At 58.1% G+C, this 20,747-nt stretch carries 19 protein-coding genes and 4 tRNA genes; 5 read left to right on the plus strand and 18 right to left on the minus strand.

Annotated elements, in window-relative coordinates:
• Positions 1–97 precede the first annotated feature (97 nt).
• The 11 genes from AB4N85_RS12045 to AB4N85_RS12095 all read right to left on the minus strand — a co-directional run bounded on the left by AB4N85_RS12045 (position 98) and on the right by AB4N85_RS12095 (position 11,098).
• Positions 98–952 carry a DUF2242 domain-containing protein gene (locus tag AB4N85_RS12045; RefSeq protein ID WP_252867894.1) on the minus strand — a complete coding sequence of 285 codons (855 nt, stop codon included), beginning with the start codon at positions 950–952 and terminating at the stop codon, positions 98–100.
• Positions 953–1,701: 749 nt separating this feature from the next.
• Complete coding sequence (locus AB4N85_RS12050) at positions 1,702–3,573, minus strand: SurA N-terminal domain-containing protein (RefSeq protein ID WP_236168547.1); 1,872 nt, start codon at positions 3,571–3,573, stop codon at positions 1,702–1,704.
• A gap of 227 nt (positions 3,574–3,800) precedes the next feature.
• Positions 3,801–4,073 (minus strand): HU family DNA-binding protein, encoded by a 273-nt coding sequence (locus tag AB4N85_RS12055; protein ID WP_016775333.1) that lies wholly within the window; start codon positions 4,071–4,073, stop codon positions 3,801–3,803.
• A gap of 149 nt (positions 4,074–4,222) precedes the next feature.
• On the minus strand, positions 4,223–6,619 hold the full coding sequence (lon, locus tag AB4N85_RS12060; protein ID WP_016775334.1) for an endopeptidase La: 2,397 nt from the start codon (positions 6,617–6,619) through the stop codon (positions 4,223–4,225).
• A 163-nt stretch (positions 6,620–6,782) separates the two neighbouring features.
• Positions 6,783–8,066 (minus strand): ATP-dependent Clp protease ATP-binding subunit ClpX, encoded by a 1,284-nt coding sequence (gene clpX / locus AB4N85_RS12065; protein ID WP_016775335.1) that lies wholly within the window; start codon positions 8,064–8,066, stop codon positions 6,783–6,785.
• A 112-nt stretch (positions 8,067–8,178) separates the two neighbouring features.
• Positions 8,179–8,814: an ATP-dependent Clp endopeptidase proteolytic subunit ClpP gene (clpP, locus tag AB4N85_RS12070; RefSeq protein WP_016775336.1), complete on the minus strand. Its 636-nt coding sequence runs from the start codon at positions 8,812–8,814 to the stop codon at positions 8,179–8,181.
• A 92-nt stretch (positions 8,815–8,906) separates the two neighbouring features.
• A complete protein-coding gene (gene tig / locus AB4N85_RS12075; protein ID WP_016775337.1) occupies positions 8,907–10,217 on the minus strand; it encodes a trigger factor in 1,311 nt (436 codons plus the stop codon).
• A 401-nt stretch (positions 10,218–10,618) separates the two neighbouring features.
• A tRNA-His gene (locus tag AB4N85_RS12080) sits at positions 10,619–10,694 on the minus strand.
• Positions 10,695–10,771: 77 nt separating this feature from the next.
• A tRNA-Leu gene (locus tag AB4N85_RS12085) sits at positions 10,772–10,856 on the minus strand.
• Between the two features lie 57 nt (positions 10,857–10,913).
• Positions 10,914–10,989: transfer RNA gene (locus AB4N85_RS12090), tRNA-His, on the minus strand.
• A 32-nt stretch (positions 10,990–11,021) separates the two neighbouring features.
• A tRNA-Arg gene (locus AB4N85_RS12095) sits at positions 11,022–11,098 on the minus strand.
• 275 nt (positions 11,099–11,373) lie between these two features.
• On the opposite strand from AB4N85_RS12095, the gene folD reads away from it, so the two are divergent.
• Together folD and pbpG are read left to right on the plus strand one after the other, a co-directional pair.
• The gene (gene folD / locus AB4N85_RS12100) at positions 11,374–12,228 is read left to right on the plus strand and encodes a bifunctional methylenetetrahydrofolate dehydrogenase/methenyltetrahydrofolate cyclohydrolase FolD (RefSeq protein ID WP_016775338.1); all 855 of its coding nucleotides are present in this window, start codon (positions 11,374–11,376) and stop codon (positions 12,226–12,228) included.
• Between the two features lie 230 nt (positions 12,229–12,458).
• Complete coding sequence (gene pbpG / locus AB4N85_RS12105) at positions 12,459–13,397, plus strand: D-alanyl-D-alanine endopeptidase (RefSeq protein ID WP_073471341.1); 939 nt, start codon at positions 12,459–12,461, stop codon at positions 13,395–13,397.
• A 54-nt stretch (positions 13,398–13,451) separates the two neighbouring features.
• Here the strand turns inward: pbpG and AB4N85_RS12110 are convergent, their stop codons facing one another.
• The 3 genes from AB4N85_RS12110 to AB4N85_RS12120 all read right to left on the minus strand — a co-directional run bounded on the left by AB4N85_RS12110 (position 13,452) and on the right by AB4N85_RS12120 (position 14,639).
• Positions 13,452–13,658, minus strand: a complete 207-nt coding sequence (locus AB4N85_RS12110; protein WP_252867895.1) for a hypothetical protein — start codon at positions 13,656–13,658, stop codon at positions 13,452–13,454.
• Positions 13,659–13,670: 12 nt separating this feature from the next.
• Positions 13,671–13,877, minus strand: coding sequence for a DUF6021 family protein (locus tag AB4N85_RS12115; RefSeq protein ID WP_056788754.1), 207 nt, complete (start codon positions 13,875–13,877; stop codon positions 13,671–13,673).
• Between the two features lie 90 nt (positions 13,878–13,967).
• The gene (locus tag AB4N85_RS12120; RefSeq protein WP_252867896.1) at positions 13,968–14,639 is read right to left on the minus strand and encodes a cysteine peptidase family C39 domain-containing protein; all 672 of its coding nucleotides are present in this window, start codon (positions 14,637–14,639) and stop codon (positions 13,968–13,970) included.
• A 235-nt stretch (positions 14,640–14,874) separates the two neighbouring features.
• Between AB4N85_RS12120 and AB4N85_RS12125 the strand changes: the two genes are divergently transcribed.
• Positions 14,875–15,039 carry a hypothetical protein gene (locus AB4N85_RS12125; protein ID WP_252867897.1) on the plus strand — a complete coding sequence of 55 codons (165 nt, stop codon included), beginning with the start codon at positions 14,875–14,877 and terminating at the stop codon, positions 15,037–15,039.
• 191 nt (positions 15,040–15,230) lie between these two features.
• Here the strand turns inward: AB4N85_RS12125 and AB4N85_RS12130 are convergent, their stop codons facing one another.
• Together AB4N85_RS12130 and AB4N85_RS12135 are read right to left on the minus strand one after the other, a co-directional pair.
• Positions 15,231–15,980 carry a TerC family protein gene (locus AB4N85_RS12130; protein ID WP_016775343.1) on the minus strand — a complete coding sequence of 250 codons (750 nt, stop codon included), beginning with the start codon at positions 15,978–15,980 and terminating at the stop codon, positions 15,231–15,233.
• Between the two features lie 29 nt (positions 15,981–16,009).
• Positions 16,010–16,252 carry a hypothetical protein gene (locus AB4N85_RS12135; RefSeq protein WP_024013465.1) on the minus strand — a complete coding sequence of 81 codons (243 nt, stop codon included), beginning with the start codon at positions 16,250–16,252 and terminating at the stop codon, positions 16,010–16,012.
• A gap of 133 nt (positions 16,253–16,385) precedes the next feature.
• On the opposite strand from AB4N85_RS12135, the gene nhaR reads away from it, so the two are divergent.
• Positions 16,386–17,285: a transcriptional activator NhaR gene (gene nhaR, locus AB4N85_RS12140; protein WP_016775345.1), complete on the plus strand. Its 900-nt coding sequence runs from the start codon at positions 16,386–16,388 to the stop codon at positions 17,283–17,285.
• On the opposite strand, the gene AB4N85_RS12145 is transcribed toward nhaR, so the two are convergent.
• Complete coding sequence (locus AB4N85_RS12145; RefSeq protein ID WP_024013467.1) at positions 17,280–18,437, minus strand: MFS transporter; 1,158 nt, start codon at positions 18,435–18,437, stop codon at positions 17,280–17,282. The two genes, nhaR and AB4N85_RS12145, sit on opposite strands and share 6 nt — an antisense overlap.
• A gap of 307 nt (positions 18,438–18,744) precedes the next feature.
• On the opposite strand from AB4N85_RS12145, the gene sstT reads away from it, so the two are divergent.
• Positions 18,745–19,977 (plus strand): serine/threonine transporter SstT, encoded by a 1,233-nt coding sequence (sstT, locus tag AB4N85_RS12150; protein WP_460068179.1) that lies wholly within the window; start codon positions 18,745–18,747, stop codon positions 19,975–19,977.
• A 158-nt stretch (positions 19,978–20,135) separates the two neighbouring features.
• Here sstT and AB4N85_RS12155 read toward each other — a convergent pair whose 3' ends face one another.
• Positions 20,136–20,645, minus strand: a complete 510-nt coding sequence (locus AB4N85_RS12155; RefSeq protein ID WP_041477165.1) for a DUF1993 domain-containing protein — start codon at positions 20,643–20,645, stop codon at positions 20,136–20,138.
• Positions 20,646–20,747: the final 102 nt, after the last annotated feature.

Below are 20,747 nucleotides of genomic sequence, written 5' to 3' on the forward strand. Positions count from 1 at the left end.
CGAGCCTGCTCGCGAAGCGGTGTGTCAGTCTAATCATCTGTCGACTGATACACCGCTTCGCGAGCAGGCTCGCTCCCACAGGGTTTCGCTTGGTTTCTTATTGGCCCGACGCAGGCATCGCCGGAATCGGCTCGGATGGTGGCGGAATATCCGGGTTGGTCGGCGGGGTGATGGTTTCGCTGGCCGGCGCTGGCTCTTCCTCTGGCGCTGGCGCAGGCGTAATCGGCGTCGACTCCGCTGGCGGTACCACCGGCTCGGAACTCACTGGCGCGGCTTCAACCGGGGCCGGTGCAGGTTCCGCAGCCGGCGCGGGGGCCGGTTCCGCTGCAGGTGTCGGCGCCAGAGGCGCAGGTGCAGGTGCCGCTTTTGGTTCTGGCACACCAAGATCGGTTTTCGGCTTTTCTTCGATGTGTGCAGCTTTCTTCGCATCGGCGGGCAGGAACTGCTCCACCAGTGTGAAGAAACGCTCGTAGAACTTCTGCGCAATGACCGTCTCACTGGCGACCTTGACCATCGAGTCGTCCGAGGAGCCGATCGGCATCGACACCGAGCCCAACACACCAACCCCGAGGCTGGCCGAGTTGTTGGTCTTCTTCAGCGCATAACGGTCCTGCAAGGCGTTGGCGAACACCGTCGCATGATGCCCGGCGCTGCCATCTTCGGCGCAGACCACATTGAAGCTGATCTCGAGGTGCGTCTCGCCGGTCTGCTGGAAGCTCTTGTGCCCGCTGACCAGCTTCGGATCACTGCTGGTAATGATGTAGCCCTGACTGAGCAACGCGCGCCGGGCCGCTTCGCAACTGGCGGTGTCGGTTACCGGGTAATTGCGCGAAAAGGTGCCGGAGTCATCGAAGTTCTCATGCTCATAGATCGGCTTGTCCTTCGAACAACCGGCCACCGCAGTCAACAAAAGCGCCAGCCCGACAACACGCATGGGAGTGGAAATCAACATTGAACATCCTGAGGGAAAACAGTCCGGGGCGTATTGTGCAACAGATCGTTGCCCCATGGCGCATGGAATAGTGTCAAGAATCGGTTACAACTTTACCGGTCATGGCCGTCAGGAAAAAGCCGCGTGGACAAATGATCGATCAACGCGCGCAATTTCGCCATGGCTTGTCGGCTCGACGGCCATAACACCCCAGAACCGACCGGCGTGTTCTAAAGCAAAAGAAAGGTAAAAACTCAAGATCAGGTCGGCTGCCAAGCCGCCTTCGCGAGCAGGCTCGCTCCCACAAAAGCAAAAGCAAAGCAGCGCAGCTGCCCGCGGCAAAGCCGCCCCACTCAACAATGAGCGCAAGCTCGAGTGCTTCTGATCTTGCTTTTGATCCACCGGCGACGTCGGAAGGCTGAGTGGAGGGATTGATCCGGGCGTGGGAGCGCAGCGACCGTCTGGCGCAGCCAGACACAGCGGAAGGAGGTGCAGCGAAGCAAACCGGAGCCGCTGCGCCCGGATCGATCCCGCAGCGAAGGAACCCGAGCCTGCGAGGGCCGAACGTAGGAGCAAGCCTTTTTGGGTACTTTTTCGGCGTCTGGAAAAAGTGCCTCGCCGTAAGGGCGAAACCGCCAGCCGCCGCACCCGAAGAAACGGATATTCACCCAAACCACCCAGAGCATGGCCGGCCCAAAGGCCGCCACGCCCAAAAAACAAAAAAGCCCCGACCAACCAGGCCGGGGCTCCTTCAAACGTCAGTCAAAAGATCAGAACCGCTCGATCTTCGCCTCAGCTTCCAACTGCTTGCGATACGCCGCAAAGTCCTGCTGCCCTTCACGGGAAGCCAGGAAGCGACGATATTGCGCCTTCTCTTCATCAGTAGGCGCAGCAGCTTCGTTAACACCGTTGAGGCGCACCACCATCAGGCTGCCATCCGGCAAGGTAACGCTGGAGAACGTCGGCTTGTCCTTGGCAGCCGGCTTCGGCATACGGAACAGTGCCTGCAGCACAGCCGGATCAACCCCTTCCTGACCACGGGTGGCCGCTTCGGTGATCTTCCAGTTCTGACCGTCAATGGCCTTGTCCAGCGGCGCCTTGCCGTCGCGCAGATCAGCGATCAGCTTCTCGGCGCGTGTCTTGGCCTCGGCACTGGCGTGCTCCTTGGTCAACTGAGTGCGGATCGCCGCGCTCACGCTTTCCAGTGGCAATTGCGCAGGCTTGAGATGCTCCTTGGCGCGCAGCACGATCACGGTTTCCGGGTCCAGCTCGATGGCGGTGCTGTTGGCACCTTCATCAATCACTTCCGGACTGAACGCGGCAGTGACCACGGCACGGTTGGCTGCAACACCTTCGCCACCTTCACGGCCGAACGGCTTGGAAGTGTGCACGGTCAGTTTCAGATCTGCTGCTGGCTGCGCCAGGTCAGAGGCTTCGAACGCCGAGTCTTCCAGTTGTTTGGTCGCCTCGACAAAACGCTGCTCGACCTGCGCGGCTTTCAGCTCGCGGGTCAGCTTGTCTTTCAGGCTGGCCAGGGTCGGCACTTCAGGCGCTTCCACGCCCAACAGCTTGATCAGGTGATAACCGAAGTCGGTACGAATCGGCTCGGACACCTGGTCTTTCGACAAGGAGTACAGCGCTTTTTCGAAAGCCGGGTCGTAAACGCCAGGACCGGCATAACCAAGGTCACCACCATTGTTGGCGGAACCCGGATCCTGCGAGAATTCCTTGGCCAACGCTTCGAACTTCTCGCCCTTGGCCAGACGCGCCTGGACTTCGTCGATCTTCGCCTTTGCCTGCGCTTCAGTAGTCTTGTCGTTCACTTCGATGAGGATGTGCGCGGCACGACGCTGTTCCGACAGGTTGGCGATCTCTTTCTGGTAAGCCGCCTCAAGATCTTCATCCTTGACCGCAACCTGATCGAAGAACGACGATTTCTTCAGCTCGACGTAATCGATGATCACCTGATCCGGCGTCATGAATTCCTTGGCGTGCTCGTCGTAGTAAGCCTTGACCTCGTCATCGGTCAGCTTGACCGCAGCCGGGTCGGCCTTGACGTTAAGAGTGGCGAAATCACGGGTCTGTTTTTCCAGACGGGCAAAAGCCAGCACTTCGGCGTCGGTGACGAAACCGCTGCCGGCAACACCAGCGCGCAACTGGCCGATAAGCATTTCCTGAGCCAGCATCTGACGGAACTGCATGCGGCTGTAGCCCAGTTGACGGATCACCTGGTCGAAGCGCTCGGAGCTGAACTTGCCGTCGACCTGGAATTCAGGCGTCTGCAGGATCACTTGATCCAGCGCGGCTTCGGAGAACGAGAACTTCGCCTGTTCGGCGCCTTGCAGCAGCAACTTGCGGTCGATCAGGCCTTTGAGCGCCGATTCGCGGAGCATTTTTTCGTCGAGCAAGGACGCATCGAAGTCCTTGCCCAGTTGTTGCATCAGCTGACGGCGTTGCATATCAACGGCCTGGCTCAGCTCGTTCTGGCTGATTTCGTCACCGTTGACCTTGGCCGCCTCGTTCTTGTGAGTCGTGGCCTGGAAAATGGCATCGAAACCGGTCAGGGCCATCAGTGCAACGATGACCCCGATAATGGTCTTGGCAATCCAGCCTTGTGAATTGTCCCTGATATTTTGCAGCATGCGTCCCCCAGAAACGGTTGAACTTCAATTTAGGCAACCGTGGAGCGTGGGTAGAATCCGGATAGAAGAAAGGCGCATCCGAGGATGCGCCTTCTCGTAACTGGCGGAGCGGACAGGGCTCGAACCCTCGATCCCGGCGTTACAGGTGCCTGTTCCAGCCACCTGCTCTACCGCTCCGCTGCCAAGTCAGGCTTGACCCCGACCCGGATGGGTAAAAACCTGGAAACTCAGTTAACAGCTTCTTTCAGCGCTTTACCGGCTTTGAAACCTGGCTTCTTGGCAGCCGGGATTTCCAGAGACTTGCCAGTTTGCGGGTTGCGACCGGTACGAGCCGGACGGTCAGTCACGGAGAAAGTACCGAAACCAACCAGAACAACGGAGTCGCCAGCCTTCAGAGCGCCAGTGACGGATTCGATTACAGCGTCCAGCGCACGGCCAGCAGCAGCTTTCGGGATATCAGCGGATGCAGCGATAGCATCAATCAGTTCCGACTTGTTCACTCTAAGTCCCCTTATATCTATTTTGAGATGTTTCTAAGTTTTTTGGTGAAAGCAAAAACGAGTGCTGAATGGCCTACAGACACTTAAGAGCCGCTTTATAACAAGGGCTCTAAAATGCTGTCAAGGAAAGCCCCCCAGGCTAAAACGTATTAATGCGTGCTAATTCTTTCCTTGGCATCAGACTCGCGTTTTTCGTCCTTGGCAACTATCTCCGGAGCCACATCCGGCAAGGGCTCCGGCGCGTATTGCAGCGCAATTTGCAGGACCTCGTCAATCCATTTAACCGGCTTGATCTGCAGATCCTGCTTGATATTGTCAGGAATCTCCTTCAGATCGCGGACGTTTTCTTCCGGAATAATCACAATCTTGATTCCGCCGCGGTGAGCCGCCAGCAGTTTTTCTTTCAAACCGCCAATTGCCAGCACTTGCCCACGCAGAGTGATCTCACCGGTCATGGCGACATCGGCGCGCACCGGAATACCGGTCAATGCCGAAACCAGCGCCGTGCACATACCGACGCCAGCACTTGGGCCGTCTTTCGGCGTAGCACCTTCCGGCATGTGAATGTGCGTGTCGCGCTTCTCGTGGAAGTCCAGCGGGATGCCCAGACTCTTGGCGCGGCTGCGCACAACGGTCTGTGCGGCAGTGATCGATTCGACCATCACATCACCCAGCGAACCGGTCTTGATCAGTTGACCTTTACCCGGAATCACTGCGGCTTCGATAGTCAGCAATTCACCGCCAACCTGAGTCCACGCCAGGCCAGTCACCTGCCCCACCTGATCCTGCTGCTCGGCCAGGCCGTAGCGGAACTTGCGCACGCCGAGGAAATGCTCGAGCAGGTCAGCTGTCACTTTTACCGAGAAGCGTTTTTCCAGCGCATGCTCTTTGACTGCCTTGCGGCAGACCTTGGCGATCTGTCGCTCGAGCCCCCGCACGCCCGCTTCACGGGTGTAATAACGGATGATGTCGCGGATCGCTTCCTCATCGAACTCCAGCTCGCCCTTCTTCAGACCATTGGCGGCGATCTGTTTCGGCGAGAGGTATTTCACAGCGATGTTGATCTTCTCGTCTTCGGTGTAACCCGGCAGACGGATGACTTCCATCCGGTCCAGCAGCGCTGGCGGGATATTCATCGAGTTCGAGGTGCACAGGAACATCACATCAGAGAGGTCGTAATCGACTTCCAGATAGTGATCGTTGAAGTTGTGATTTTGCTCGGGATCAAGCACTTCCAGCAACGCCGAAGCCGGATCGCCACGCATATCGCTGCCCATTTTGTCGATTTCATCGAGCAGGAACAGCGGGTTGCGTACGCCCACTTTTGTCATCTTTTGAATCAATCTACCCGGCATCGAACCGATGTAAGTCCGGCGGTGACCACGAATTTCCGCTTCGTCACGCACGCCGCCCAAGGCCATACGTACGAATTTGCGATTGGTGGCGTGGGCAATCGATTCCGCCAGCGAGGTTTTACCCACACCTGGAGGACCAACCAGGCACAACACCGGGCCACGGATTTTCTTCACGCGCTTCTGCACGGCGAGGTATTCAAGGATGCGCTCCTTGACCTCTTCGAGGCCGTAGTGATCGGCGTCGAGAATGTCTTCTGCACGGGCCAGGTCGAGGCGTACTTTGCTCTGCGCCTTCCACGGCACCTGCACCAGCCAGTCGATGTAGGAGCGCACCACGGTGGCTTCAGCCGACATCGGCGACATCTGCTTGAGCTTGTTCAGCTCAGCGGTGGCCTTGGCCAGCGCATCTTTCGGCAGGCCGGCAGCATCGATGCGCTTTTTCAGCTCTTCGATTTCATTGTGGCCTTCGTCGCCGTCACCGAGTTCTTTCTGAATGGCCTTCATCTGCTCATTCAGGTAGTACTCGCGCTGGCTGCGCTCCATTTGCTTTTTGACGCGGCCGCGAATGCGTTTTTCAACCTGGAGCAGGTCGATTTCGGCATCCAGCAGTGCCAGCACGTGCTCGACACGGGCCGACAGATCGATGATCTCGAGGATTTCCTGCTTCTGCTCGATTTTCAGCGCCATGTGCGCGGCCATGGTGTCGACCAGACGACCGGGCTCATCGATGCTGTTGAGCGACGACAGGACTTCAGCCGGAACCTTCTTGCCCAGCTGGACGTATTGTTCGAACTGCGACAGCAGCGTGCGCACGAAGACTTCCGACTCGCGCTCGGCGGCGTCGACTTCTTCGATCAGAGAAACTTCGGCGCGGCAGTGGCCATCGACTTCGCTGAAGCGCTCGACAGTACCACGCTGCTCGCCTTCGACCAGAACCTTGACGGTGCCGTCAGGCAGCTTCAGCAGTTGCAGAACCGTGGCAATTGTACCTACGCGATAGAGAGCGTCTTCACCGGGATCATCGTCAGCCGGGTTTCTCTGGGCCAGCAGCAGAATCTGCTTGTCACCCGTCATCGCGGCCTCGAGGGCTTCGATGGATTTCTCGCGCCCCACGAACAGCGGGATAACCATGTGCGGATAAACCACGACATCACGCAATGGCAGGAGAGGCAATTCGATGGTTGTCTTCATGATTTCGCCTCTACGGCGGCCGTATGGCCGTAATCAGATGGAATTAAGCTTGAAACCAAGATGGGGGCTGCCTCGAAAAAAAACAAGCGCAAAGCGGAGGTAAAAAACGACTTAAAAAAAAAGAGGCCCGAAGGCCCCTTCTTTGTTGCGGCGCTGTGAACGCTTACGCGTCCGGCGCTGCCTTGGCCGTCGGCTCACTGTTTTCGTAGATATACAGTGGCTTGGACTTGCCTTCGATCACGCTTTCATCGATCACGACTTTGCTCACCTCGGACTGCGAGGGGATCTCATACATCGTGTCGAGCAGCACACCTTCGAGAATCGAACGCAGGCCACGGGCACCGGTTTTACGTTCCAGGGCACGCTTGGCGACCGATTTCAGCGCGTCGGAACGAAATTCCAGATCCACGCCTTCCATCTCGAACAGCTTGGCATACTGTTTGGTCAGAGCATTTTTCGGCTCGGTGAGGATTTGCATCAGCGCAGCCTCGTCGAGCTCGTCCAGTGTCGCCAGGACCGGCAGACGACCGACGAATTCCGGGATCAGACCGAACTTGACCAGATCGTCAGGCTCGACTTCACGCAGGGATTCACCGACCTTCTTGCCTTCTTCCTTGCTGCGCACTTCGGCGTTGAAGCCGATGCCGCCTTTGGTGGAACGGTTCTGAATGACCTTTTCCAGGCCGGAGAACGCACCACCGCAGATGAACAGGATGTTACGGGTGTCGACCTGCAGGAATTCCTGCTGCGGATGCTTGCGGCCACCTTGCGGCGGTACCGAAGCGACCGTGCCTTCGATCAACTTGAGCAAGGCCTGCTGCACGCCTTCACCGGAAACATCGCGGGTGATCGACGGGTTGTCGGACTTGCGGGAAATCTTGTCGATTTCATCGATGTAGACAATGCCCATCTGGGCTTTCTCTACGTCGTAATCGCACTTCTGCAGCAGCTTCTGAATGATGTTCTCGACATCTTCACCCACGTAACCGGCCTCAGTGAGGGTGGTTGCGTCGGCAATGGTGAACGGAACGTTCAGCAAGCGGGCCAGTGTTTCGGCCAGCAGGGTTTTACCGGAGCCTGTCGGGCCGATCAGCAGAATGTTGCTCTTGCCGAGTTCGACGTCGTCAGCCTTTTTGTCACGCTGGTTCAGGCGCTTGTAGTGGTTGTACACCGCTACGGCCAAAACCTTTTTCGCACGCTCCTGACCAATGACGTACTGGTCAAGGATGCCGCTGATTTCTTTAGGCGAAGGCAATTTATGCGCGCTGCTTTCGGCCTGTGCTTCCTGCACCTCCTCGCGGATGATGTCATTGCACAGGTCGACGCACTCGTCGCAGATAAAGACCGAGGGGCCGGCAATCAATTTGCGCACTTCATGCTGGCTTTTGCCACAGAAGGAGCAATAGAGCAGCTTGCCGTTGTCCTCGCCGTTGCGGGTGTCAGTCATTCGTTCGATCCAAATCCGATAGGCTTGCAACACAAGATGAAGGCTATTGCGGGCTTTTTCAAGCCCGCCGCTGATCGGACATGCCGATCAGGCCTGTTTTGCGCTGCTTATATTAAGCTGGACGCTGGTTGATCACTTCGTCGATCAGGCCGTATTCCTTCGCAGCTTCAGCACTCATGAAGTTGTCGCGATTGGTATCGCGCTCGATTTCTTCCAGAGTACGGCCGCTGTGCTTGGCCATCAGCATGTTCAGACGCTCGCGGATGAAGAGGATTTCCTTGGCGTGGATTTCGATGTCCGACGCCTGGCCCTGGAAACCGCCCAGTGGCTGGTGAATCATCACGCGCGAGTTCGGCAGGCAGAAACGCTTGCCCGGTGCACCTGCGGTAAGCAGGAATGCGCCCATGCTGCACGCCTGACCGATGCAGGTGGTCGACACGTTCGGCTTGATGAACTGCATGGTGTCGTAGATCGACATGCCGGCAGTCACCGAACCGCCCGGCGAGTTGATGTACAGATGGATGTCCTTGTCCGGGTTTTCCGCTTCAAGGAACAGCAGTTGCGCACAGATCAGGTTGGCCATGTAGTCCTCTACCGGGCCCACCAGAAAGATCACTCGCTCCTTGAGCAGGCGCGAGTAGATGTCGTAGGCGCGTTCGCCACGAGCGGACTGCTCGACAACCATCGGGACCAGGCCGCCGGCGGCCTGGATATCAGAGTTCTGCTGAATATAAGAATTACGGAACATGCTCTGCAGTCGCTCCCAAATAGTTATGTCTTGAATACGCATAAGCCAGCTCGAGAGCTGGCTTATGGTGTGCACTTCTAACGCAAAATCAATCAGTCGGCTGCTGGAGCTTCTACCGGCTTGACTGCTTCTTCGTAGGAGACCGATTTGTCGGTCACACTAGCTTTCTGCAGAACAGTATCCACAACTTGTTCTTCCAGCACAACCGAACGCACTTCGTTCAGTTGCTGCTCGTTTTTGTAGTACCACGACACGACCTGCTCTGGCTCCTGGTAAGCGGAAGCCATTTCCTGAATCATTTCGCGAACGCGAGCTTCATCAGGCTTGAGGTCGAACTGCTTGACTACTTCAGCAACGATCAGGCCCAGCACGACGCGGCGCTTGGCTTGCTCTTCGAACAGCTCGGCCGGCAGTTGGTCTGGCTTGATGTTGCCGCCGAACTGCTGAACAGCCTGCACGCGCAGACGGTCAACTTCGTTGGATAGCAGAGCCTTTGGCACTTCGATCGGGTTGGTGGCCAGCAGACCGTCCATTACCTGATTCTTGACCTTGGATTTGATTGCCTGACGCAGTTCACGCTCCATGTTCTTGCGAACTTCGGTGCGGAAGCCGTCGATGCCGCTTTCCTTGATGCCGAATTGAGCGAAGAACTCTTCGTTCAGCTCAGGCAGCTTAGGCTCGGACACAGTGTTGACGGTCACGGTGAACTCGGCGGTTTTGCCAGCCAGATCCAGGTTCTGATAATCCTCAGGGAAGGTCAGGTTCAGAACGCGTTCTTCGCCGGCTTTAGCGCCAACCAGGCCTTCTTCGAAGCCCGGGATCATACGGCCGGAACCCAGTACCAGCTGAGTGCCCTTGGCGGAGCCGCCAGCGAACACTTCGCCGTCAACCTTGCCAACGAAATCGATGTTCAGCTGGTCTTCGTTCTGAGCAGCGCGGTCGGCCACTTCGAAACGGGTGTTCTGCTTGCGCAGGATGTCGAGCATCTTGTCCAGATCAGCGTCAGCCACTTCAGCGCTCAGACGCTCAACGGTGATGCCTTCGAAGCCAGCAACGGTGAACTCAGGGAAGACTTCGAATACAGCAACGTATTCCAGATCCTTGCCCGCTTCGAGCGACTTTGGCTCGATCGAAGGCGAACCGGCAGGGTTGAGCTTCTGCTCGACCACAGCTTCGTAGAAGGAAGACTGGATGACGTCGCCTACCGCTTCCTGACGCGCATCAGCACCGAAACGGCGCTTGATTTCGCTCATTGGCACTTTGCCTGGACGGAAGCCAGCAATTTTGGCCTTTTGGGCAGTCTGCTGCAGACGCTTGTTGACCTGAGTCTCGATGCGCTCTGCCGGCACGGTGACGCTCATGCGGCGCTCGAGAGCAGTAGTATTTTCAACAGAAACTTGCATGGATATTCCTCGTTGCACAGACGTTAGCCGGCCGTTTCCGACCCCAGAATCAAGGGCATGCATTCTAGTGGGTCAAACTCAAGAAGTCACCCTACTGGAAACGGGTAAAAAAACAGCAGGCAATTTATAGGGAGCGCCGCACGAATGCCGTGCACTCCACTGGCGAATACAAGCGATCACGTCAGGGCTCTGCAGCAACGCTTCTATATATAGAAGCAACTATCAGATACGCCTCGACAGGTGTTCCAGCAAAACCGGAACGACGAGCAGTTCAGCGTCATCCGATCCTTTAAAAGCGATGAAGTGCCCTGCCCTGCGCCTCGAAATCGGCCATGGCCGGATTTCGAAACCGCTAAAACAAAAAAGGCGCCAGACTGTTAAATCTGGCGCCTTTCGAAATATGGGGTGGACGATGGGGATCGAACCCACGACAACGGGAGTCACAATCCCGTGCTCTACCAACTGAGCTACGCCCACCATATTGCGTAACAAAAAAGCCAAACAACTTCTTTGTCGAAACTTCATCAGGCCCTAGGCACAGATGAAGCTTTATTTGGTGCGGATGAAGAGACTCGAACTCTTACGCCTCGCGGCGCTGGAACCTAAATCCAGTGTGTCTACCAATTCCACCACATCCGCGGATGAAGCTTTTAAAGCAAAGGCGCCAGACCGTTAAATCTGGCGCCTTTCGAAATATGGGGTGGACGATGGGGATCGAACCCACGACAACGGGAGTCACAATCCCGTGCTCTACCAACTGAGCTACGCCCACCATATCGCGTTACTTGTGCCAAAGCTGCCTAATGGCGCACCCGGCAGGACTCGAACCTGCGACCATCCGCTTAGAAGGCGGATGCTCTATCCAGCTGAGCTACGGGCGCCTTGTTAATCTGTACTCTTAAAGGACTACAAACTAAGTGCTTTCCAGTGTCGCAGAACCTTGATTCCGCCTCACCTTCTTAACCAGTGCTAGGCTGTGCCCGACAAGTGCGACGAATAGTATAGAGGGCTCCAAAGGTCGTCAAATCCTTTTTGAAAAAAATTCATTTAATTAAAGGAGTTAGAGGAATTTGCTGACCAAGCGCCTTTGCCCTCACCGCTCGACATGCGAGAATGCGTTCTCATTTTTTCCCCTCTCGATGGTTAATCACGCGCAATGACTGCACAACTAATCGACGGCAAATCGATCGCCGCCAGCCTGCGCCAGCAGATCGCCCAACGAGTTGCCGAGCGTCGCCAGCAAGGCCTGCGCACCCCCGGCCTCGCGGTGATCCTGGTCGGCAGCGATCCTGCCTCTCAGGTTTATGTCTCGCACAAGCGTAAAGACTGTGAAGAGGTTGGCTTCCTCTCTCAAGCCTACGACCTGCCCTCCGACACCACTCAGGACGCCCTGACCGATCTGATCGATCGCCTCAACGACGATCCGGCTATCGACGGCGTTCTCCTGCAGTTGCCTCTGCCCGAACACCTCGACGCGTCCAAGCTGCTGGAACGCATCCGCCCGGACAAAGACGTCGACGGTTTCCATCCCTACAACGTCGGCCGCCTGGCCCAGCGTATTCCGCTGCTGCGCCCCTGCACCCCGAAAGGCATCATGACCTTGCTGGAAAGCACTGGCGCTGATCTTTACGGGATGGACGCGGTAGTCGTGGGCGCCTCCAATATCGTCGGTCGCCCGATGGCCATGGAATTGCTGCTGGCCGGCTGCACCGTCACCGTGACTCACCGCTTCACCAAGGATCTGGCGGGCCACGTCGGCCGCGCTGATCTGGTGGTCGTTGCCGCCGGCAAGCCGGGCCTGGTCAAGGGCGAGTGGATCAAGGAAGGCGCGATCGTGATCGACGTCGGCATCAACCGTCAGGACGACGGCAAACTGGTCGGTGATGTCGTTTACGAAACCGCCCTGCCCCGCGCCGGCTGGATCACCCCGGTACCGGGCGGCGTTGGCCCGATGACCCGCGCCTGCCTGCTGGAAAACACGCTCTACGCCGCAGAAACCCTGCACGTCTGATCGAATTTTTCCGCTGCACCAGAACCCCGCCTCGTGCGGGGTTTTTAGTGCCTGAGAAAAAACTTCAACCGTTCGCCGGAAACCGCTCTTTTTACAGGCCTTTTCACGAGATTTTCAGGTCTTACAAACAACCATCGACAGTTCTTCAGCCATACTCCTAAAATGCGCCGGTTTTGAGAAATAACCCGTTACAAACTAACGGTATATCCAACCTTTTAGAGTTCGCCCGCGTGAAAATTCGTCTCTCGATTCTGAGCCTGTTGTTTGCTGTTACAGGCACATTCATCACGCCAACGATCAACGCTGCGGAAACCACCGCTGCTCCACGTGACGCTTCGACATTGAAGATCGCGTCTGGCAGCGCCCTGCTCATGGATATGCAGACCAACAAAGTCATTTATTCCAGCAACCCTGACGTGATCGTACCGATCGCTTCCGTCAGCAAGCTGATGACTGGCCTTGTCGTGGTGGAAGCTCGACAGAACATGGACGAATGGATCGATGTCGATATCAGGAACACCCCGGAAATGAAGGGTGTGTTCTCCCGCGTCAAACTCAAGAGTGAGCTGCCTCGCCGCGAGATGCTGCTGATCGCCTTGATGTCTTCGGAAAACCGTGCCGCCGCCAGCCTCGCGCACCACTATCCAGGTGGCTACGCTGCTTTTATCGCGGCAATGAACGCCAAGGCCAAGGCGCTGGGCATGACCAGCACGCACTTTGTCGAGCCGACCGGGCTGTCAGAGCGCAACGTTTCCACCGCGCGCGACCTGAGCAAATTGCTGGTGGCCGCGCACAAGCAACCGCTTCTGGTGCAACTGACCACCACCAAGGAAAAGACCGTGGCGTTCCGCAAGCCCAACTACACCTTGGGCTTCCGCAATACCGACCACTTGGTCAATAAGGCCGATTGGGACATCAAGATTACCAAGACCGGTTTTACCAACCCGGCCGGCCATTGCCTGGTGCTGGTGACGAAGATGGGCAACCGTCCGGTCGCTTTGGTGATTCTCGATGCGTTTGGCAAATACACGCATTTTGCCGACGCCAGCCGTATCCGCAGCTGGGTGGAAACCGGGCGCAGCGCCAGTGTTCCAGCGGTGGCACAGCAGTACAAAGCCGACAAGAACCTCAAGAGCCGTCAGAGCGGCGTGGTCGAAGCGGCAAAGTAGATCCGGCAATCATGAAGAAGCCCCGAATGTTCGGGGCTTTTTTTCGTCTGCGCGTCAGTCGTTGGGCAGTGGCATCTTGTCGTCATCAGGAATGCCATCGCCCGAGCTCGGCTCTGGCGAAACGTCCGGCGTCAGCACATTTGGCCGCGCCATCGGGTCGCGCATCGGGCTGTCCGGGTCCAGCACCGGATCAACCTCCGGCTCCGGCGTGGTCGGTACCCTGTCAGGTTTGTGGTCATCGAAGCTTGAATCGGTACTCATACGCACCTCACATCAAGGTTTCAGATCGGCTAACGGATCATAGGGCTTGGCCGGTTTCTTCGGATCTTCACCGGGCTCGACATCCTGCGGGGCCTTAGCCGGACCGACCGGATCAACTTGCGGATCCTCGAGGTCCGGCGAATCCGGATCGAAGCCCAGATCATCGCCCGAGGAATGTTCGGACGAGTGTGGGCCTTTCGGGGTTTGGGAATCTGCCATGTTGCCTCCTTGATTCACCCGCGAAGCACGGGCATTAATCTTCAGAGGCCGGCCCGGCGCAGTCGTGCCCGGCAGATGACGAACGGAGGTTTATTGCGCCGCCAGAGCCTTTCGCGCCTGCGCCGCAGCGTTTTCTTCACCGGCCTGGGCCAGTTCATCGGCGGCTTTCAGCCAAAGGGAGCGGTCGACGGCAGCCGGGATCTGCGACGGTTTCTGAATCAGGATCGCCCAGCCACCGGCCTTTTCGAGCGCTGCTTGAAAGCTGCCGAAATCCATCAACTGCCGACGATTCATGCCGGCGCGCAGCAGGACCTTCTGTTTTTTGCGGTCGTAGCCGGACAGGATCGCGTAACGCGGCTCGGCCCAGAATGCCGAACCTTCACTGAAACGCACCATGACCGGGTAGCCCGCCGCGACCTGGGTCAGCAAGGCTGGCAGCTGGCTGTCGAGCGGATAAACCACCAGGCCATATTCGCGGGCGAGGTTCTGCATGTTCTGCTGCAGCTTGTCCTCAGCCCCCGGCAAGTGCAGCGGTTTTTCCAGAAGGCCCGGGGTGATGACGATGCCTTGTTGCGACAGCAGACTGGCCAGCACCTGTGGCCCACTCTGGTTGGCTTCGCCACGATAGAAGGTGCCGCTGAGTTCAACTCGCTCTGGCAAGCGTTTGACTTCTGGCGCTACGTTGCCCGCACATCCGCTCAGCACCACCGCGCAAGCGCCGGCAAGCAACGCTCCGCGCACTCGAGAAAATACCTGCACCATCAATCACTCTCTTCCAGACGCCGGTCATCGTGTTCCGGCAACGCCAGCGATCATAGAGCCGCACCCGCCAGAGGTATAGCCTTAAACGGCAGAGCGGGCGATTGCATAGAGCAAACTGATTGGTCACTAACGACCTTTGGTCAATAGCTTGAAACACCCCATTGACTAGACTGTCACTGAAATAGAGCGAATTGCGAAAAGCGAGCGCCCGACGCAGGGCGAAGAGGAGGCACCAATGAGCCTGACCATGACCATCGTAATGTTGATAGCCGGCTGGCTGGCCGTGGCGACTGCCATGTTGTGGGGTGTGCTGCGGATTTCGCGGCGGCATCATCCGGTGCAGACGATGCCGGTTGAGGAAACAGAGAAGCATCCAGTGCGGCACGCTGCTGCGCATTGAAGATCAAGAGCCCCTCACCCTAGCCCTCTCCCGGAGGGAGAGGGAACTGACCGGCCCCCTCTCCCTCGGGAGAGGGCTGGGCGGGCGGCGTTCCGATGAGGGGCAAGCTCTAAACCACACCCCCCAACACCAAAGCGAAAAAAAACCGCCTGAGCTCAACCAGCCCAGGCGGTTTTTTGTGTTCTCAGCAATTACGCCTGCTGAGCAACCTTCTTCTGCTTCGCCCGGCGCGACAGCATGTTCAACACTTCGATACCGGCCGAGAACGCCATGGCCGCGTACACATAACCTTTCGGTACGTGGGCGCCGAAGCCCTCAGCGATCAGCGTCATGCCGATCATGATCAGGAAGCCCAGCGCCAGCATGACCACCGTCGGGTTATCGTTGATGAACTTGGCCAGCGGATCAGCCGCGAGCAGCATCACCAGCACCGACACCACCACCGCGATGATCATGATCGGCAAGTGTTCGGTCATGCCGACAGCGGTAATGATGCTGTCGATCGAGAACACCATGTCGAGCATCAGGATCTGACCGATGGCCGCGGCAAAACCCAGGGTTACGGTCGAAGTCGCGGTCTTCGGGTCTTCCGGCGACGGGTCCATGCTGTGATGGATCTCGGTCGTGGCCTTCCACACCAGGAACAGGCCACCGGCGATCAGGATCATGTCCTTCCAGGAGAACGCCTGGCCAAGGATTTCGATCACAGGCTCGGTCAACTGCACGATGAACGCGATGGTGCTCAACAGGGCCAGACGCAGAATCAGGGCCATGCCGATACCGATACGACGCGCCTTCTGCCGATGCTGTTCGGGCAATTTGTTGGTCAGGATCGAAATAAAGATCAGGTTATCGATGCCGAGCACGATTTCCATTACCACCAGTGTGGCCAAAGCAACCCAAGCGGTGGGGCTGGCGGCGAGTTCTAACAGATATTCCATGGGTCAGTCCTGACTCTGTGTAAGACGGTTTAGATGGTCTTGGAGGAAGATTCGGATTCTTCCGCTTGTTTTTCCGGTGTTTCTTTTTTCTCGATCAAACCACCAGTGGCATCGCTGAGCGCTTGCTCAGCGGCTTTATGGGTGTCGTCGATTGCTTGTTTGGCGGTTTCAGCCGCCGCGCCCATCAGTTGTTGGGCGCTTTTTTCCGCCTGATCACAACCGGCCAGAACCAGTAAAGACGCAAACATCACTGCGGGAAATGTGTATTTCATAAGGTTTCCTTCGAATGAACAGACAGGCGCACACACCGGCCGTCGATGGCTGGGCATTCTAGGGAGATGAACACTTCAGGAAAATTCGTATTTTTAGCGGCTATACTTCGGTTTTCACGAAGTGGCCATCACTATGCTCAATTACCGACAACTGCATTACTTCTGGGTTGTAGCCAAAACCGGCAGCATCGTCCGGGCGTGCGAGCAGCTGAACCTGACGCCACAGACGATCAGCGGACAGATTTCACTGCTCGAACAAACCTATGGCGTGGAATTGTTTCGCCGGGTTGGCCGACAGCTGGAGCTCACGGAAGCCGGGCGCCAGGCCCTGCCCTACGCCGAGCAGATGTTTCAACTGGGCGGCGAGCTGGAGCTGATGCTGCGAGCGCAGCCCAACGAGCAGCAGATCCTCTTTCGCGTCGGCGTGGCCGACGTGGTGCCCAAATCCATTGTTTATCGCCTGATCGCGCCGACCATGGAATTGAGCGAGCCGCTGCGCATCACCTGTCGCGAAGACAAACTCGAACGTCTGCTCGCTGATCTGGCCATCCAGCGTCTGGATCTGGTGATTTCCGACAGCCCGATGCCTTCGCATCTGGACATCAAAGGCTACAGCCAGAAGCTCGGTGAGTGCGGGATCAGCTTCTTCGCCACCGCCGAACTTGCCGCGCAGTATGGCCAGGATTTCCCGCGCAGCCTGCACGGCGCACCGTTGCTGATTCCCGGCGCGGAAACCGTGGTGCGCAGCCGTTTGCAGCGCTGGTTCGCCGAACAGCAGATCCAGCCGCAGATTGTCGGCGAGTTCGATGACAGTGCTTTGATGCAGGCCTTCGGCCAATCCGGCAGCGGGATCTTTATTGGCCCGAGCGTGATTGCCGAGGAAGTGAAGCGCCAGTACGGCGTCGAGTTGATCGGCCAGACCGACGCCGTGAGCGAGTCGTTCTATGCCATCTCGGTGGAGCGCAAGGTCAAGCACCCTGGCATCGTAGCGATTACCGAGGGCGCCCGACGCGAGCTGTTTACCGGGTTATGAAGCGCAGACTTCACGCGGCTTCAGCGTCATCAGCACCATGGCGAGGAACACCGACAGCAAAATGAAGCCGGCAGCGGCAAAGCCGAGAAAGCCCAGCCCGGCACTGTCGATCACCCGGCCGCCGACCATCGCGCCCAAGCCGATGCCGAGATTGGCCCCGGCGATGTTCAGCGACGCGGCGAAGGCCGGCGCTTCCGGCGCGGCTTTCATCAGGCGCACATGGCTGACCAGGAACAACGCCGCCTGGGTCACGCCCCAAATGCCCATCGCCACCGCCAGGCCGACTGGCGAATGAATGTTCGGCACCAGCGAGACCATGCCCGCGATCATGAACGCACAGAACAACACCGACGCCCCCAGCGGATGCCGATCCACCGCACGCCCGCCAAGCGAGTTGCCGATCAGCCCGACTGCGCCAAACGCCATCAGGCACCAGCCGACCACGGTGCCGTTGAATCCGGCAAGTCGTTCGAGGATGTCGGCAAGGTAGGTGTAAGCGGTGAACATGCCGCTGAACACCAGAATCGACAACAAGATATGGCCGAGCATCAGCGGGCTGCGCAGGATCTTGAACTGCGAACGGAAGCTGACCTGATGCTGGTGCAGACTGGTTTTCGGCAGATAGACAAACAGCAGCAAGGCTTTGGCAAACGCGATCAACGCCAGAATGCCGAATGCGCTGCGCCAGCCGAACGCATCGGAAATCAGCGTGCCGACCGGAATGCCAAACACCGTGGCGCAGACAATACCGAAGCCGATCTTGGCGATGGCGCGGCCGGCGAAATCCGGGCCGACGATGTCCACCGCCGTCTCACTGGCCAAGGCCCAGAACACCGGCAAACCCAACGCCGGAATCAGACGCGCGATGGCCATCACCCAGATATTCGGCGCCAACGCTGCAACGGTATTGGCCAGACCGAACATGATCAGAATGCTGATGAACAGTTTGCGCCGTTCGAAACGGGCGAAATACGCGGTCAGGAATGGGCCGAACAGCGCCACGGTAAAGGCAAACAAGGTCACCAGCAGCCCGGCTTGCGGGATGCTGACTTCGAGGTCTCGGGCGATCGCCGGCAACAGGCCGACAATGACGAATTCCGTGGTCAGCACCGTGAACCCGGCGGCGGACAACAGAAGAATAGGCAACAGCATGCGCAACTCCAGCAAAACGACGACACCAGCGATGACCCGGAGGCCCGCTGGCAGAACTTGAAAATGAGGATGGCGAAGCTTAACAGACTGCGTCCGCACTGAGTTGCCCAAAACTGCCGATCTGCCGGGCCGATCCGGTGGCAGATCGTCACAGGCCTGAAGGTTCACGCCTACGCTGTGATAAAGTCCGCGCCCTGAAAATCGTACAGCTGTTCAACGTGCCGTTTGGCGGCGTTGATGTCACTTCGACAGGCGTTTCGTGACTGCCCACGACGCTTCGCACCCTATAAAAAACAGAGATGCCGCTATGACCGCTTCATCCCCTTCGTTACTGCAACGCCTGAAACGCCTGAGTCTGGTGACCCAGATCGTCATTGGTCTGATCGCCGGTATCGCCCTGGCCCTGATTGCACCGGAGCTGGCGAAGTCCACCGCGTTCATCGGCAAGGTGTTTGTCTCGGCGTTGAAAGCCGTGGCGCCGATTCTGGTGTTCGTGCTGGTGATGGCCTCGATCGCCAACCACAAGCACGGTCAGGAAACCCACATCCGCCCGATCCTGTTCCTCTACCTGCTGGGTACATTCAGCGCTGCGGTGGTGGCCGTGGTCGCCAGCATGGCGCTCCCGTCAAATCTGGTGTTGTCCACCGAGAACGTTGCCGTGACTGCGCCCGGCGGCATCGGCGAAGTCCTGCAAAGCCTGTTGCTGAGCGTCGTCGACAACCCGGTCAGCGCGCTGATGAATGCCAACTTCATCGGCATTCTGGCCTGGGCGATCGGCATGGGCATTGCCATCCGCCACGCTGGCGACACCACTCGCGAGGTACTGGGTGACTTGTCCAATGGCGTCACCGTGATCGTCCGCGTGGTCATTCGCTTCGCGCCGCTGGGCATTTTCGGCCTGGTCGCTTCGACACTGGCCACCTCCGGTTTCGGCGCGCTGCTCGGCTATGCGCACCTGCTGGCAGTGCTGCTGGGCTGCATGCTGTTCGTCGCGCTGGTGATGAACCCGCTGATCGTGCTCTGGAAGCTGCGCCGCAATCCGTACCCGCTGACCCTGATGTGCCTGCGCGAAAGCGGCATTACCGCGTTCTTCACCCGCAGCTCGGCGGCGAACATTCCGGTCAACCTGGAATTGAGCAAGCGCCTGGGCCTGCACGAAGACACCTACTCGGTATCGATCCCGCTGGGTGCGACCATCAACATGGCCGGTGCGGCGATCACCATTACCGTGCTGACCCTGGCGGCGGTGCACACTTTGGGCATCGCAGTGGACATTCCGACCGCAATCCTGCTCAGCGTCGTCGCAGCCATTTGCGCCTGTGGCGCGTCCGGTGTGGCCGGTGGTTCGCTGCTGCTGATTCCGCTGGCGTGCAGCCTGTTCGGCATCCCGAGCGAGATCGCCATGCAGGTCGTGGCGGTGGGCTTCATTATTGGCGTGCTGCAGGATTCGGCGGAGACCGCGCTGAACTCGTCGACTGACGTGCTGTTTACCGCGGCGGCTTGCCTGGGCGAGGAAGAGAAGGCTCAGCGTACGGCGTAACCGCCTTACCTTGTGGGAGCGAGCCTGCTCGCGAAAGGGGCGAGACATTCAGTATTAATATCGCCTGATACGCCGCATTCGCGAGCAGGCTCGCTCCCACAGAAAAACAAAAGCCCGCCAAGGCGCGAACCTTGGCGGGCTTTTTCGTATCCGGGCGTTTAGAACGCGCCCATGTAATCGCGCTTGCCCACTTCAACGCCGTTATGACGCAGCAGCGCGTAGGTGGTGGTGACGTGGAAGAAGAACTGCGGCAGGCCGTAAGTCAGCAGATACGCCTGACCACTGAAGCGCTTCTCTTTCGGCGTGCCCGGACGGGTCACGATTTCGATGCCTTCCTTGCCGTCGATCTGCTCTGGCTTGATCTCGCCAATGAAGGCCAGAACCTTGGTGATCAGCGCTTGCAGTTCGGCAAAGGTAGTTTCAGTGTCGTCGTACTTCGGCAGTTCGACTTCGGCCAGACGCGCCGACACGCCTTTGGCGAAATCCACGGCGATCTGCACCTGACGCACCAGCGGGAACATGTCCGGGTACAGACGCGCTTGCAGGAAGACGCTCTGGTCGATGTTTTTCGCGCTGGCGTGGGCTTCGGCCTTTTTCAGCACATCGCTCAGGGCGTTGAGCATTTGTTGAAAAACCGGGACGGATGCGGCGTACAGTGAAATGGTCATGGCAGTCTCATGTGATGGCTGGGTAATACGTGGTGGCGATTATAGCCATGCTTGATGAGCACACGGCTTGCCTTTTGTTTGGCAAGGATTAGGCTAGGCGGC

It is taken from the genome of Pseudomonas sp. H1_G08 (assembly GCF_054681355.1).